We start from the raw sequence: 13,960 nt of genomic DNA on the forward strand, positions 1-13,960 counted from the left end.
ACCCGCAGCTTCTTCTGATCAGACGCAGGCACCGAGCATCTCCTCCATGGAATCGCGCACCGCCGTGGCGAGCACGCCGATGTCGGCCATCGCGTCGCGGTCGGCGTTGAGACCGTAGAAGACACGTCCGTCGTAGGACGTGATCCCGATGCTCGACGCCTGATTGCGCAGCAGTGGCGACACCGGGTACATCTCCAGCATCCGCGCGCCGCCGATGTACATCGGCGCTTGCGGACCCGGCGCGTTGGTGATCACCAGATTGAACGTGTGTTCTGCGAACGTACTCGCCGCGCGCACACTCATCGCATGCAGGCTGGCCGGAGCGAAACCGGCCAGGTGCACGAGCGTCCGCGCGCGGACGCCGCGCCGCTGACGTCCGTTGAGCTCGGTGGCGTGCGCGATGTGCGACAACCGCATCACCGGGTTCGGTTCGCCGACCGGCAGATCGATCAGGAACGACGACACCTCGCTCGCCGAGTGCGTCTGGTCGCCGTCGTTCCCCTCGACGTACACCGACATCGGCACCACCGCCCGCAGCGTGGTGGACTCGGTCAGCGCTTCCCCGCGCGAGAGCAGCCAGTTGCGCAGCGCGCCGGTGACCACCGCGAGGATGGCGTCGTTGGTCGAGCAATCGAACCGCCTGCGGATCGTGCGGTAGTCCGCCAGGTCGGTGCGCACCACGTCGAAGCGCCGATTTCGCGAGGTACGTGTGTTCAGGGGGCTGGCGGGCGCTCCGGTCGCCGCGGTGCGCACCGCGCCGATGACCGACTCGACCGCCTTGCCCGCCGTCCCGAGCACCGCGAACGCGCCCGCGCTGGCGTCCCTGGCCACCTCGACGGCCTTGCGCGGCTGTGCGGCGAGATGGGCGAGCGCGCCCACCAGCAGTTCCATCTCGCCGGGCTCGCGCGGGGCGATCCAGTCGTCGCAGGCCAGTTCGCGGGGCGCAGGCCCGGCGTCGAGGATCACGTGCCCGATCTCGAGCGCGGTGTCCCCGTCCACCAGGGCGGCATGCGTCTTGGTGAAGATGGCGCAGCGGCCGTCGGACAACCGTTCGATCAGGTACATCTCCCACAGCGGACGGGCTGGATCCAAGGGGTGGGAGACGAGCCGGGCGACCAGATCGTGCAGCTGCTCGTCGGTGCCCGGACCGGGCAGAGCCGAACGCCGGACGTGGTAGGTGATGTCGAACCGGCTGTCCTCGACCCATACCGGCCGCCCGAGCGACAGCGGGATCTCCCGCACTTTGCGCCGGTATCTGGGCACCAGCGAGAGCCTGCTCTCGACCAGATCGACCAGCCGGTCGTAGTCCAGGATCGCCTCGCCCGCGCCGTCGCCGATTTCGGTGTTCCGCACGATCGCGAGAGAGCCGATATGGATCGGATTGCTGCTCGACTCGAGCCGGTAGAAGGCCGTGTCCTGCGGCGATAGTCTCGTGATCACGCTGCCCGGTACTCCTTTTCCCGATGCCGCCCCCGCTTCATTGTGCTGCCGCATCGACCATCGGCCCGGCCGTTGCGCCATTTCTGATGAATTCCGTACACGTTTTTCCGCGCCGGAGTTCCATGACACGCTGGCCCGACTCGAGTTCTGCGAACCGATTCGATCACAGGGCAGACCGAGGCGCAGGGCGAAGATCCGCTCGAGCCCGGCCGCGCTACCGCAAGCGGCCCAGACCCCCGGCCAGCCCGAAGCCGCACCCCACGCCGTGTCTGCCCTACAAGTCGATGGAGCATGCTCGTGTGGGAGCCGCGTGGATGTCATCGCGCTCACACGAAGGCGACAAGCGGCGCCGTTCACACAACTCTCGCCGCGTCCGGACGGTCTACCGGCGTGGACCCCGAGTGATCCACCTCTCGGCCCGGCCCGAACCGAGCGCGTACTTCCGCCGAACCGGCCGTGCCCGCCATGCCGTCGAACTGTCCCGCCCCGACGTCGCCCACGCCGCCGACGCACTCCTGCGAGCCGACCCACTCGGATGTAGCAGCCATCACCGCGGGCAGGTGGCGGACCAGGGTCATCATCAGTCGCGGCGGCGTGATCCCTCCCGCGAAACCGCTCAGCCATACCGCGCACCCACGTCCAGGGTGCCGCATACTCCGAGGTCATGCCGCTGTCAGCACACGCAACCACCCAGCTCGACCACGTCTTTCGAGCGAAGCGAGACCGAGCATCCGCCGTTCGCGGCCCGGCTCGCGTCCGAGTGACCGCCGCGTCCGCGACGAAGTCGCCAGCGGCGGTCACTCGGACGCGAGCCAAGAGGGGGCCGCGAACACGCAGCGCCGCAGGCGCTGCGAATTCAACAGAGCATTACCATGGGGCATGCAGCGGATTCCGCGCAACCGCGTGGGCCGCACCGGCCCGGGGGCCGACGACAGATTTGACACACCGACCAGAGGACTGACGAGACCCGTGCCTGCGCTGACACTGACGAGGTTGCTACGGATTGGTGAGGGTCGCATTGTCAAGCGGCTCTCGCATTTCGCCGACCAAGTCCTCGCCCTCGAACCGGAGTACGAAGACCTCAGCGACGCGGAGCTACGGGCCAAGACCGACGAGTTCCGCGAGCGGTACGCCGAGATGGTCGAGGACGGCGAGCCCGATCCGCTCGGCCAGTTGATGGCCGAGGCGTTCGCGGTCGCACGGGAGGCGTCCTGGCGCGTGCTCAGCCAGAAGCACTACAAGGTGCAGGTCATGGGCGGCGCGGCGCTGCACACCGGCAACATCGCCGAGATGAAGACCGGTGAGGGCAAGACCCTGACCTGTGTGCTGCCCGCGTACCTGAACGCGATCAGCGGTGACGGCGTGCACGTCGTGACGGTGAACGACTACCTGGCCAAGCGCGACGCGGAGTGGATGGGCCGCGTGCACCGCTTCCTCGGCCTCGAGGTCGGCGTCATCCTGTCCGGCATGAGCCCCGCCCAGCGGCGGGTGGCCTACAACGCCGACATCACCTACGGCACGAACAACGAGTTCGGCTTCGACTACCTGCGCGACAACATGACGCACTCGCTGGACGACCTGGTGCAGCGCGGGCACAACTTCGCCATCGTCGACGAGGTCGACTCCATCCTCATCGACGAGGCGCGCACCCCGCTGATCATCTCCGGTCCCGCCGACGCGTCGTCGAAGTGGTACGCCGAGTTCGCGCGCATCGCGCCGCTGCTGAAGAAGGACGTGCACTACGAGGTCGACATCAAGAAGCGCACGATCGGCGTGCACGAGGCCGGCGTCGAGTTCGTCGAAGACCAGCTCGGCATCGACAACCTCTACGAGGCCGCCAACTCGCCGCTGGTGAGCTACCTGAACAACGCCATCAAGGCCAAGGAGCTCTACACCCGCGACAAGGACTACATCGTCCGCGACGGCGAGGTGATCATCGTCGACGAGTTCACCGGCCGCATCCTGGTCGGGCGCCGCTACAACGAGGGCATGCACCAGGCGATCGAGGCCAAGGAAGGGGTGGAGATCCAGCCGGAGAACCAGACCCTGGCCACGATCACCCTGCAGAACTACTTCCGCCTCTACGACAAGCTCTCCGGCATGACCGGCACCGCCGAGACCGAGGCGGCCGAGCTGCACCAGATCTACAACCTCGGCGTGGTCCCGATCCCGACCAACAAGCCGATGATCCGCGCCGACCAGTCCGACCTGATCTACAAGACGGAGGAGGCCAAGTTCTCCGCCGTGGTCGACGACGTCACCGAGCGGCACGAGAAGGGCCAGCCGGTGCTGATCGGCACCACCAGCGTCGAGCGCTCGGAGTACCTGTCCAAGCAGTTCACCAAGCGCGGCATTCCGCACAACGTGCTGAACGCGAAGTTCCACGAGAAGGAAGCCGAGATCATCGCCGAGGCCGGCAGGCCGGGCGCGGTGACCGTCGCCACGAACATGGCCGGCCGCGGTACCGACATCGTGCTCGGCGGCAACCCGGACATCATCGCCGACATCCTGCTGCGCAAGCAGGGTCTGGACCCGGTCGAGACGCCGGAGGAGTACGAGCGCGCCTGGCTGCCGACGCTGGACCAGGTCAAGGCCCAGACCGCCGAGGACGCCGACGCGGTGCGCGACGCCGGCGGCCTCTACGTGCTCGGCACCGAGCGGCACGAGTCGCGCCGCATCGACAACCAGCTGCGCGGCCGTTCCGGCCGTCAGGGCGACCCGGGTGAGTCCCGCTTCTACCTGTCGCTGGGCGACGAGCTGATGCGCCGGTTCAACGGCGCGGCGCTGGAAGCGATCATGACCCGGCTGAATCTGCCCGACGACGTGCCGATCGAGGCGAAGATGGTCTCCAAGGCCATCAAGAGCGCGCAGACGCAGGTCGAGCAGCAGAACTTCGAGATCCGCAAGAACGTGCTCAAGTACGACGAGGTGATGAACCAGCAGCGCACCGTCATCTACGGCGAGCGCAACCGGATCCTGCGCGGCGAGGACATGGAGGGCCAGGTCCAGAGCATGATCACCGACGTGATCACCGCTTACGTGGACGGCGCCACCGCCGAGGGCTACGTCGAGGACTGGGATCTGGACAAGCTGTGGACGGCGCTGAAGACGCTGTACCCGGTGAGCCTGGACTACCGGGACCTGACCGGCGAAACCGACATCGGCGAGGCCGGCGAGCTCACCCGCGAGGAACTGCTGGAGGCGCTGCTGGACGACGCGCACGCCGCCTACGAGCGCCGCGAAGCCGAGATCGACGGTCTCGCGGGCGAGGGCAGCATGCGCAATCTGGAACGGCAGGTGCTGCTGTCGGTGCTCGACCGCAAGTGGCGGGAACATCTCTACGAGATGGACTACCTCAAGGAGGGCATCGGCCTGCGCGCGATGGCCCAGCGTGACCCGCTGGTGGAGTACCAGCGCGAGGGCTTCGACATGTTCACCGCGATGCTCGACGGTCTCAAGGAGGAGTCGGTCGGCTTCCTGTTCAACCTGCAGGTCGAGGTGCAGCAACCGCAGCCGGAAGGCGTCGCCGTCGGTACCGGTCTTCGTTCGCCGGTCGGAGCCATGACCGCCCCGCGTCCGCTGCCCACCGAGGAGGCGCAGGTCGCCAACGGGCACGGCGCGCCGGCGGCGCTGCGCGCCAGGGGTATCGATGACACCGCTCCGCGCGGTTTCAGCTACTCCGGCCCTGACGAGGGCGGCCGCGCCGCGGTGCACAGCGACGCCGAGGAGTACGGCGTGGACGGTGGCCCGCAGCAGACCCGGCGCGAGCGCCGCGAGGCCGCCCGCGCGGAGGCGAAGGGCCGCCGCGGCCCGAAGTCCCGCCGCCGCCACTGATCCGCTGAACTACGAAGGCGCTCAGAGCTTCTCTGGGCGCCTTCGTCGTTCTCGGATGATTCGGAGGGTCAGATGCTGTTCCACGGACAGTACGCATCGATCGCGGCGTCCAAGAAGATGTAGGGATACTCGACGGCGTCGCGAGAACTCTCGGCGAGTGTGATGTGATTGCGGGCCGAATTGCCGTGCGCGTCGAGCCAGTTGCACTCCGAATGCGCCAGCGCTATCGCCGCGTCTTGGACGTCGTAATCGGCTCCGGCGTAATAGCTTTCGCGTAGGAACTTCCGGTCCGCGGCGCTGCGGGCAGGTCCAGAGCTTCCTCCCGCCGATCCGGAACTGCCCGACGCCGATCCGGAACTGCCGGACGCCGAGCCGGAACCGGGTGCGGCGAGGGCGGTCTGGCTGCCGCCGAGCAGCAGTGCGGCCGCCGTGGTGGCGACGAGAAATGTGTTGTACATGGTGGCTTTCGCGCGGGCAGAGCTGTCCATAGGTCCTCGAGACAAGGGATAGGCGGATTGCCTTCGGAGGGCATGGACAACGCTCCGAGCCCTCGGCGGCAGGGCCCGAACGTTAGCGGGACCCGCTGTGCGGTAGAGGCTTTCGACCGATCACGAGGGGTCGTTCGGGAGCTCCGGCTGCTTCCGGTCCGGACGCGCCGGGGCCAGCGCGCATCGAGGCCGGAAACGGCGGCGCGAACCGGGCGGTCCCGCACCGTCGCGGTAGACCGAGACGATCACCAGGGGTCGTTGGACATGAGGGCGACGAGCAGACGGCGGATGGCGACCACCCGGTGTTCCTTGCCCGGCAGCTGGTCCAGCGCGCATTCCGGATCGGCGGGCGGGCCGAGATGGGTGCAGCCCCGCGGGCAGTCCTCGATGGCGTCGGCGAGGTCGGTGAACGCGGCGATCACGTCGTCCGGGGTGATGTGCGCCAGGCCGAACGATCGCACGCCGGGTGTGTCGATGACCCAGCCGCCTCCGGGCAGGGGGAGCGCCACCGACTGGGTGGAGGTGTGCTTGCCCTTGCCAACGCCGGACACCTCGCCCACGGCCCGCTCCGCTTCCGGGACAAGACGATTGACCAGCGTCGACTTGCCGACGCCGGAGTGGCCGATCAGCGCGGTGAGGTGATCGGTGAGCAGGTCGAGGACCGGATCGAGCGGATCGTCGATGCCGCCGTAGACGATGGTGAGATCGAGATCCTCGAACGTGGCCGCGAATTCGGAATCGGCCGCCAGATCGTGCTTGGTCAAGCACAGAACCGGTTGCAGCCCACCGGCATAGGCGGCGACCATGGCGCGCTCCACGAAACCGGTGCGCGGGGGCGGGTCGGCGAGCGCGACCACGATGAACAGCCGCTCCGCGTTGCCGACCACGATGCGCTCGAACGGATCGGTGTCGTCGGCGGTGCGGCGCAGCACCGTCCTGCGGTCGGCGACCCGGACGATACGCGCGAGGGTGTCCGGTCGCCCGGACAGGTCGCCGACCACGTCCACCTGGTCGCCGACCACGATCGGCGTGCGGCCCAGCTCCCTGGCGCGCATCGCGACGATGCGGCGATCCGGATCACCGCCGAGGACGCATCCCCACCGGCCCCGATCGACCGACACCACCATGGCCGACTGGGCGTCGTTGTGCTGCGGCCGGGTCTTCGTGCGGGGACGGGAACTGCGCCCCGGACGAACCCGGACGTCGGATTCGTCGTAGCTGGCCGCTGATCGTCGTCCCCGGTTCAGTGCGCCGCTCCCTCGTCGGATAGCGCGGGCTCGAGCATCTGCTCCCACAAGGCGACGAAATTCGGCAGGGTCTTGGCCGTGGTCCCGATGTCCTCGATCTCCACGCCGGGCACCCGAAGGCCGAGAATGGCTCCCGCCGTGGCCATCCGGTGGTCGGCGTAGGAATGCCATTTGCCGCCGTGCAGGTCGGCGGGCACAATCTCCAGTCCGTCCTCGGTCTCGGTCACCTTGCCGCCGAGGCGGTTGATCTCGGTGGACAGCGCGGCCAGCCGGTCGGTCTCGTGCCCACGCAGATGGGAGATGCCGCGCAGCACGGACGGCGAGTCGGCCAGCGCGGCCAGCGCCGCGACGGTGGGCGTCAGCTCGCCCACGTCGTGCAGGTCGATATCGATGCCCGCGAGCCGGTCGGGGCCGTGCACGGTGAGCACGCCGTCGAAGATCCGCGCTTCCGCGCCCATGCGCACCAGGATCTCGCGGATGACGTCACCCGGCTGGGTGGTCAGCCGCGGCCAGTGCGGGATGCTGACCGTTCCGCCCGTGATCGCGGCCGCGGCCAGGAACGGGGTGGCGTTGGACAGGTCCGGCTCCACCTCCCAGTCCACCGCGCGGATCGGCCCGTGCTCGACGGTCCAGGTCTGCGCCTTGAAGCTGTCCGCGGGCGCCTGCACCCGCACGTCGGCGCGGCGCAGCATCTCCACGGTCATCTCGATGTGCGGCATGGACGGCAGCGCCTTGCCGTCGTGGTGCACCACCAAGCCCTCGTCGAAGCGCGCGGCCGACAGCAGCAGACCCGAGACGAACTGCGACGAGCCGGACGCGTCGATCGTCACGGTGCCGCCGCGCAGCGCGCCGGTGCCGTGCACGGTGAACGGCAAGGCGTCGCCGTCGATATCGGCGCCGAGCGAGCGCAGCGCGTCCAGGATGGTGCGCAGCGGCCGGATCCTGGCCTGCTCGTCACCGTCGAAGGCCACATCGCCCGACGCCAAGGCGGCGACCGGCGGCAAGAAGCGCATCACCGTGCCCGCGAGCCCGCAGTCGACCGTGCCGCCGCCCAGCGGGGCCGGAGTGACGGTCAACGTGTCGCCCTCACCCTCGATGCCGACGCCGAGCGCGCACAGCGCGGCGATCATCAGGTTCGTGTCCCGGCTGCGCAGCGCACCGGTGATGGTGGAGGGACCGTCGGCAAGGGCGGCCAGGATGAGCGCCCGGTTCGTGATCGATTTCGACCCGGGCAGGGTCACGGTCGCGTGTACGGGGACCTCGACATGGGGCGCTGGCCAAAAGTTCACCAGTCCATCATCACACGGTGCTGATTGGCAGCGCCTTCGGCGCTGCGTGTTCGCGGCCCTCTCATGGCTCGCGTTTGCGCGACCGCCGCTTGCTCCTTCGTCGCGTACGCGGCGGCCACGCAAACGCGAGCCGGGCCGCGAACGCGCATGCTTGGTCTCGCTTCGCTCGAAAGACGTGGTTGCGGTGCGCTGGGCGCGTCGGTGTCCGAGCTTGCTATCGAGTGCATGCGGTTTGTGGTGGGCGGTGCCGGATCGGGTCCGACTGCCGTTGTCGTTTGTCGCCTGCGGTGCTGCGTGTTCGCGGCCTCTTGGTGGGCTCGCTGGCCGCGAGCGGGGTGTTCGGTCTCGCTGCGCTCGGAAGGCGTGGTTGCAGTGCGGTGCGTCGGTATCGACCCCTACTGGTGCATGGTTTGTAGTGGTTCGGCTCGGCTGCCGCTTGTTCTTGTCACCACGCGGCGGCGGATGGCGCATGCTCGGTCTCGCTCCGACCCGGCGGGTCGGCCGAAGTTGTTGCGGTGGAAAACACACCGGATCGGGGATGCACGCGAGCTGTGCCGGTCGAGTGCCCCGGTTGTCATCGGGGGCGCGGACGACGCGCGGCCGACTTCGTCCGGTCTCATAGCGCCTCGCAGGCGCGTTCACCTGGCGGATGCTCGGTTGGTCTCACCTATGGCGCGGGGCCGGGCGCTCGATGGGGTCGAGTGCCCGGCCCCGGCCGTCGGGTTCTTACTTGTGCCGTCCGTGCAGGAACGGGACGAGCTTGCGCAGCAGCTTCATCGTGGAGTCGGTGCGGCTGTAGCTCAGCAACGCCATGCCGGGAACGGTGAAGCGCTGCACCGCGATCGAGTGCGGGCGGGTGAACTCGCGCAGGCCCGGTTCGCCGTGGATGCGGCCGATGCCGGAATCGCCGACGCCGCCGAAGGGTAGGCCGGGGATGGCGGCGAAGGCGAGCACGGAGTTCACCGAGGTGGCGCCGACGCGCAGCTTGCGTGCGATGTCCAGGCCGTTCTTCTTCGAGTAGACCGCGGAGGACAGGCCGTACTTGGAGTTGTTGGCCAGTTTCACCGCTTCGTCGACGCTGTCGACGGTGCGGATGGTGATGGTCGGGCCGAAGGTCTCCTCGGCCACCGCCTCGGAGTTCTCGTCCACGTCGACCAGCACGACGGGTTCGATGAACGGCGCCTTGACCGATTCGGGGCCGCCGAGCACCGCGGTGCCGCCGTTCTTCAGCGCGTCATCGATGTGGCGGCGCACGATGTCGATCTGGCTCGGCATGGTCATCGGGCCGTAGGCGGCCTTGTCGTCGGAGCCGGGCTTGATGTCGGTGAGGATGCGCTTGACCTCCGCGACGAACTCCTCGCGCACCGAACGGTCGACGTAGACCCGCTCGACGCCGGCGCAGGTCTGGCCGCTGTTGGCGGTGGCGCCCCAGGCGACCGCGTCGGCCGCGGCCTTGATGTCGGCGTCGGGGGCGACGATCACCGCGTCCTTGCCGCCGCACTCGAGCAGCACGGGGGTGAGCCGCTCGGCGGCGGCGGCCATGATCCGCTTACCGGTGGCGGTGGAGCCGGTGAACGCGATCTTGTCGATGTCCGAGCGGACCAGCGCCGCGCCGGTGGCGCCATACCCGTTGATCGTGATGAAGACGCCCTCTGGCAGTTCGCGATTGGCTTCGGCGAACGCGTCGGCGAGGAAGTTGCCGATGCTCGTGGAGTACTCGCTCGGCTTGAACACGACGGTGTTGCCCGCGGCCAGCGCGTAGGCGATGGAGCCGTTGGGCGTGTAGACCGGGTAGTTCCACGGACCGATCACGCCGACGACGCCGAGCGGGCGCTGCTCGAGCCGGGCGCTGAAGTTCGACATCAACGCGCCGGGGGAGACCTTCTTCGGGCCGAGCACCTTCTTGGCGTTCTTGGCCGCCCAGGAGATGTGCTCGAGGGCGAGCATCAATTCCAGGAAGGCGTCGTCGACCGGCTTGCCGTTCTCGGCGTGGATCAGCGCGCAGAATTCCTCCGATTTCTGCACCAGCCTGCTCGACCAGCGCAGCAGATGCGTGCGCCGCTGGTCGAAACTCAGCGCGCCCCACGTGGCGGCGGCTGCGCGCGCCTTGGCGACCGCGGCGGCGACCGCCGCGTCGTCGGCGATGACGTGCGTGCCGATCACCTCGCCTGTCGCCGGATTGACCGACGTCAGTGCCGTGTCGTGATCGGCGGGTTTGGTGTCGGTGGATGTCACAGTGGTTCTCCTCTTGCCGTCTGCGGTGGACGGTCGATGCGCGGGTCCGAGTGGACGGGCGACCCGTCCTTCCGATGAGAGAATGCTATGCCACAACTCTCAACAGGTCATCAGCTATGCACCAATTCTTCCCGACGCTGTCGGTGGCAAGTGGGACTATCGGGATATGTGCGGACGATATGCGACCACGACCAACCCCGGCAGGCTCGCGGTCGAATTGGATGCGATCGATGAGACCGGCGCGGCCGACCAGGGTTCGTTCACCAATTACAACGTCGCTCCGACCACCCAGGTGCTCACCGTGGTCGAGCGGCACGACCAAGGCCGCGAAGACGATGACCCCAAACTGCGTATCCGGCGCATGCGCTGGGGACTGATCCCGGTGTGGACGAAAGCGGCCGAGCCAGGCGTCCCGGTCAAAGGCAAACCGCTGTTCAACGCCCGCGCCGACAAGGCCGCCACCACGCCTTCCTTCCGTGACGCGGTGAAATACCGGCGCTGCCTGGTGCCGATGGACGGCTGGTACGAGTGGGTCGTCGAGCCGAACGGCGACAAGGGCGGAAAAGGCAAGGTCGCCAAGCACCCGTACTACATGGCCAACGCGGACGGTTCCCGGCTCTACATGGCAGGTCTGTGGTCGGTCTGGCGCGACCGTTCGCAGCCGGAGAGCGCCCCGCTGCTGTCGTGCACCATCCTCACCACCGACGCGGTCGGCGACCTCACCCGCATCCACGACCGTATGCCGCTGCCCATGCCCCGCGAACACTGGGACGCCTGGCTGGACCCCGATCACCCGGCTCCCGCGAGCCTGCTGGAGACCCCTTCCGAGGAGGTCGTCGCCGGAATCGTGCCCCGCCCGGTGCCCGCCCTGGTCAACAGCGTCCGCAACAACGGCCCGGAACTACTCGCCCCAGTGGATGAACAGAAGGAAGCCGAGCAGATCAGCCTGCTGTAAAGGTTCACTGACCAACGCCCGGACTCCCGCGCAACTGCAAACAACGGTCCTGTTCGTGCGGAGTGACGCGCAATCGGATATCGGCCCGACTCGGATCTCCACCGTGAAGACTTGCGTGCGCGATGGGCGATCGAAGGCCGCGCTATGCACCGCGCTCACGTCTCGCAGCGACCGCCCCTGCACAAACGGCATCGACCCAGCTCCGGCCTAGAGATAGCGAGACCGAGCATCCGCCGTTCGCGGCCCGGCTCGCGTTCGACCGGTCGACGCGTAGGCGACGAAGGAGCAAGCGTCGGCCGGTCGAACGCGAGCCATAAGGGGGCCGCGAACACGCAGCGCCGCAGGCGCTGCAAAAATTACAGACTGCACTTCACGCTGGGTGAAGCGATATTCAGCCCGCACTTGATGATTCCGGCGACCAGGTCGATCAGCTTGGTGGTGACAGTGCCGCTCAGCTTCTCGGCTTTCCCGGCCTTGTCGTCACTCTTCGAACCCTGACCGTCGAAGTCGAACACGGAATCGCTGACCTGCGTGACCTGCGGGCTGTCCGGTGCGGCGGCTGCCTCGGGGGCGAGAAGCGTTACCGAACCGAGAGCCACGATGAGAGTTCCGAACAACGCGACGATCACGGTGCGCAAACGCTGCTGCGTAGACATTCGCATCACATCCTCGAGTCGGTTCGATCTGGCCTGTTCAGTAACGCACAGATCGCGGCGATCGTGGCCGAATTACGCGGATGTCACGGGCGCGGTCACCGCGCCGGTCAGCCGGACCAGGTCGGCGGGCGCCAGTTCGATCTCCAGTCCGCGCCGTCCTGCGCTGCACAGCATCCGGTCCCAGGTCAGCGCCGATTCGTCGATCACGGTGGGCAGCCGCTTGCGTTGACCGAGCGGGGAGATGCCGCCGAGGACGTACCCGGTCGTCTTCTCCGCCCGCGTCTTGTCCGCCATGCTCGCCTTGGACGCGCCGAGCGCGGCCGCCGCGGCCTTGAGCGACAACGTGTTCGGCACCGGGAGCACGGCCACCGCGAGCGAGCCGGTGGCGAGTTCGATGACCAAGGTTTTGAAGATCTGCCCGGCCGCGACCCCCAGTTCGGCGCCGAGCGCGTCGACCGCCTCGGTGCCGTAGGAGTCGGAGCGCGGATCGTGCTGGTAGGTGTGCACCCGGTGGGCCACCTTCGCCTGGGTCAACGCGCGGATCGCCGGAGTCGAGCCTGCTGCCATGAGCCACACCCTAACGACGGCCGCAGCCGGGCCCGCAACGGGATTTCGCGCGAATTCGCCGGGCGCCCGCGGGCCGGTGGGAACACCGGACGGCTCGAGCATGTTGTAGCCGGTACACCGCGCTCGGAATGCTTTCCACCGGTGAGCAGGCCCTATGGAGACGACAAGGAGATGCCTGTGCCCGTGCTGCTCGACGACCGTCCGGTGGGGACCGAGGTGTCCCGGACCGACGGCGGATTCTCCTTCGATGTGCCGATGCCGGTAGATTTGGCAGGTACGGCGATCGAAGGGACAGGTGTGACGAGCGACGATGACGTGGCGGCCGACGATGTCGCCGCCGTCGACGATGCCGAGCTGGCACAGCGGTTCGAACGGGACGCGCTCCCGCTGCTCGACCAGCTCTACGGCGCCGCGCTGCGCATGACCAGGAACCCGGCGGATGCCGAGGACCTGGTCCAGGAGACCTACGTGAAGGCCTACCAGGGCTTCAAGTCGTTCCGGGAGGGCACCAACCTGCGTGCCTGGCTGTACCGGATCCTGACCAACACCTACATCAACTCCTACCGCAAGAAGCAGCGCCAGCCCGCGCAGTATCCGACCGACGAGATCACCGACTGGCAGCTGGCCGCGACCGCGGAGCACACCTCGCAGGGCCTGCGGTCGGCCGAGGTCGAGGCGCTGGACGCGTTGCCGGACGACGACATCAAGGCCGCGCTGCAGGAACTTCCGGAGGAGTTCCGCATGGCGGTGTACTACGCCGACGTCGAGGGTTTCCCGTACAAGGAGATCGCCGACATCATGGGCACGCCCATCGGCACGGTGATGTCCCGGCTGCACCGCGGCCGGAAACAGCTCAAGGGTCTGCTCGCCGATGTCGCGCGGGAGCGCGGATTCAACCGTTCGGGGGAACGCCAGGAGGTCAAGCAGTGAGTACCGAGCGGGACCCCGACATGGAACTCGACTGCACGGCGGTGCTCGCCGACGTGTGGTTGATGCTGGATGGGGAGTGCGACGACGCGACTCGGGAACGGTTGCAGCACCACATGGAGCACTGCAGCCCTTGTATCGAGGCCTACGGCATCGAAGAGAAGATCAAGAGCCTGCTCAGCCGCAAGTGCGGCGGCGATCGCGCGCCCGCGTCGCTGCGTGAACGCCTGACCGTCGAGCTGCGCCGGACGTTCGTGACCAAGGAGACTTCGGTCGAGACCTCCGACTAGTCCGATCGGTGAGACACGAGCGGCACGCCTTC

Annotated in this window: 11 protein-coding genes; 4 read left to right on the forward strand and 7 right to left on the reverse strand. The window is 68.1% G+C overall.

The genetic code is table 11. The features are described 5' to 3' along the window. Positions 1-18 precede the first annotated feature (18 nt). Complete coding sequence (locus tag ACH49X_RS30005; protein ID WP_357207848.1) at positions 19-1,440, reverse strand: wax ester/triacylglycerol synthase family O-acyltransferase; 1,422 nt, start codon at positions 1,438-1,440, stop codon at positions 19-21. A gap of 969 nt (positions 1,441-2,409) precedes the next feature. Here ACH49X_RS30005 and secA point away from each other — a divergent pair. Beyond that, on the forward strand, positions 2,410-5,274 hold the full coding sequence (gene secA, locus ACH49X_RS30010; RefSeq protein ID WP_195082016.1) for a preprotein translocase subunit SecA: 2,865 nt from the start codon (positions 2,410-2,412) through the stop codon (positions 5,272-5,274). 68 nt (positions 5,275-5,342) lie between these two features. On the opposite strand, the gene ACH49X_RS30015 is transcribed toward secA, so the two are convergent. The 4 genes from ACH49X_RS30015 to ACH49X_RS30030 form a co-directional block, all read right to left on the reverse strand. Beyond that, entirely contained in the window at positions 5,343-5,762 is a 420-nt protein-coding gene (locus tag ACH49X_RS30015) for a DUF732 domain-containing protein (protein WP_067810555.1), read from the reverse strand. Positions 5,763-6,007: 245 nt separating this feature from the next. After that, a complete protein-coding gene (rsgA, locus tag ACH49X_RS30020) occupies positions 6,008-6,889 on the reverse strand; it encodes a ribosome small subunit-dependent GTPase A (RefSeq protein WP_397071473.1) in 882 nt (293 codons plus the stop codon). Between the two features lie 116 nt (positions 6,890-7,005). Then, positions 7,006-8,298 (reverse strand): 3-phosphoshikimate 1-carboxyvinyltransferase, encoded by a 1,293-nt coding sequence (aroA, locus tag ACH49X_RS30025; protein WP_195082015.1) that lies wholly within the window; start codon positions 8,296-8,298, stop codon positions 7,006-7,008. Positions 8,299-9,024: 726 nt separating this feature from the next. Continuing rightward, complete coding sequence (locus ACH49X_RS30030) at positions 9,025-10,533, reverse strand: aldehyde dehydrogenase family protein (protein ID WP_195082014.1); 1,509 nt, start codon at positions 10,531-10,533, stop codon at positions 9,025-9,027. 166 nt (positions 10,534-10,699) lie between these two features. Between ACH49X_RS30030 and ACH49X_RS30035 the strand changes: the two genes are divergently transcribed. Then, positions 10,700-11,488: an SOS response-associated peptidase gene (locus ACH49X_RS30035; protein ID WP_195082013.1), complete on the forward strand. Its 789-nt coding sequence runs from the start codon at positions 10,700-10,702 to the stop codon at positions 11,486-11,488. A 356-nt stretch (positions 11,489-11,844) separates the two neighbouring features. Here the strand turns inward: ACH49X_RS30035 and ACH49X_RS30040 are convergent, their stop codons facing one another. Further along, positions 11,845-12,126, reverse strand: a complete 282-nt coding sequence (locus ACH49X_RS30040) for a hypothetical protein (protein WP_357207851.1) — start codon at positions 12,124-12,126, stop codon at positions 11,845-11,847. A 90-nt stretch (positions 12,127-12,216) separates the two neighbouring features. After that, positions 12,217-12,711: a Cys-tRNA(Pro) deacylase gene (gene ybaK / locus ACH49X_RS30045; protein ID WP_357112899.1), complete on the reverse strand. Its 495-nt coding sequence runs from the start codon at positions 12,709-12,711 to the stop codon at positions 12,217-12,219. A 297-nt stretch (positions 12,712-13,008) separates the two neighbouring features. Here ybaK and ACH49X_RS30050 point away from each other — a divergent pair, with 297 nt between their 5' ends. Together ACH49X_RS30050 and rsrA are read left to right on the forward strand one after the other, a co-directional pair. After that, positions 13,009-13,641 carry a sigma-70 family RNA polymerase sigma factor gene (locus ACH49X_RS30050; RefSeq protein WP_051021205.1) on the forward strand — a complete coding sequence of 211 codons (633 nt, stop codon included), beginning with the start codon at positions 13,009-13,011 and terminating at the stop codon, positions 13,639-13,641. A 20-nt stretch (positions 13,642-13,661) separates the two neighbouring features. Beyond that, positions 13,662-13,928 carry a mycothiol system anti-sigma-R factor gene (rsrA, locus tag ACH49X_RS30055; RefSeq protein ID WP_195082143.1) on the forward strand — a complete coding sequence of 89 codons (267 nt, stop codon included), beginning with the start codon at positions 13,662-13,664 and terminating at the stop codon, positions 13,926-13,928. Positions 13,929-13,960 lie beyond the last annotated feature (32 nt).

The sequence above is a fragment of the Nocardia sp. NPDC019323 genome (genome assembly GCF_044389845.1).
Lineage (GTDB): Bacteria > Actinomycetota > Actinomycetes > Mycobacteriales > Mycobacteriaceae > Nocardia > Nocardia implantans.

Bases quoted from the DNA above. Each gene is read 5' to 3' on its own strand.
- rsrA (WP_195082143.1), top strand. From the start codon at position 13,662: ATGGAACTCGACTGCACGGCGGTGCTCGCCGACGTGTGGTTGATGCTG.
- ybaK (WP_357112899.1), bottom strand. From the start codon at position 12,711: ATGGCAGCAGGCTCGACTCCGGCGATCCGCGCGTTGACCCAGGCGAAG.
- rsgA (WP_397071473.1), bottom strand. From the start codon at position 6,889: ATGGTGGTGTCGGTCGATCGGGGCCGGTGGGGATGCGTCCTCGGCGGT.
- ACH49X_RS30015 (WP_067810555.1), bottom strand. From the start codon at position 5,762: ATGGACAGCTCTGCCCGCGCGAAAGCCACCATGTACAACACATTTCTC.
- ACH49X_RS30035 (WP_195082013.1), top strand. From the start codon at position 10,700: ATGTGCGGACGATATGCGACCACGACCAACCCCGGCAGGCTCGCGGTC.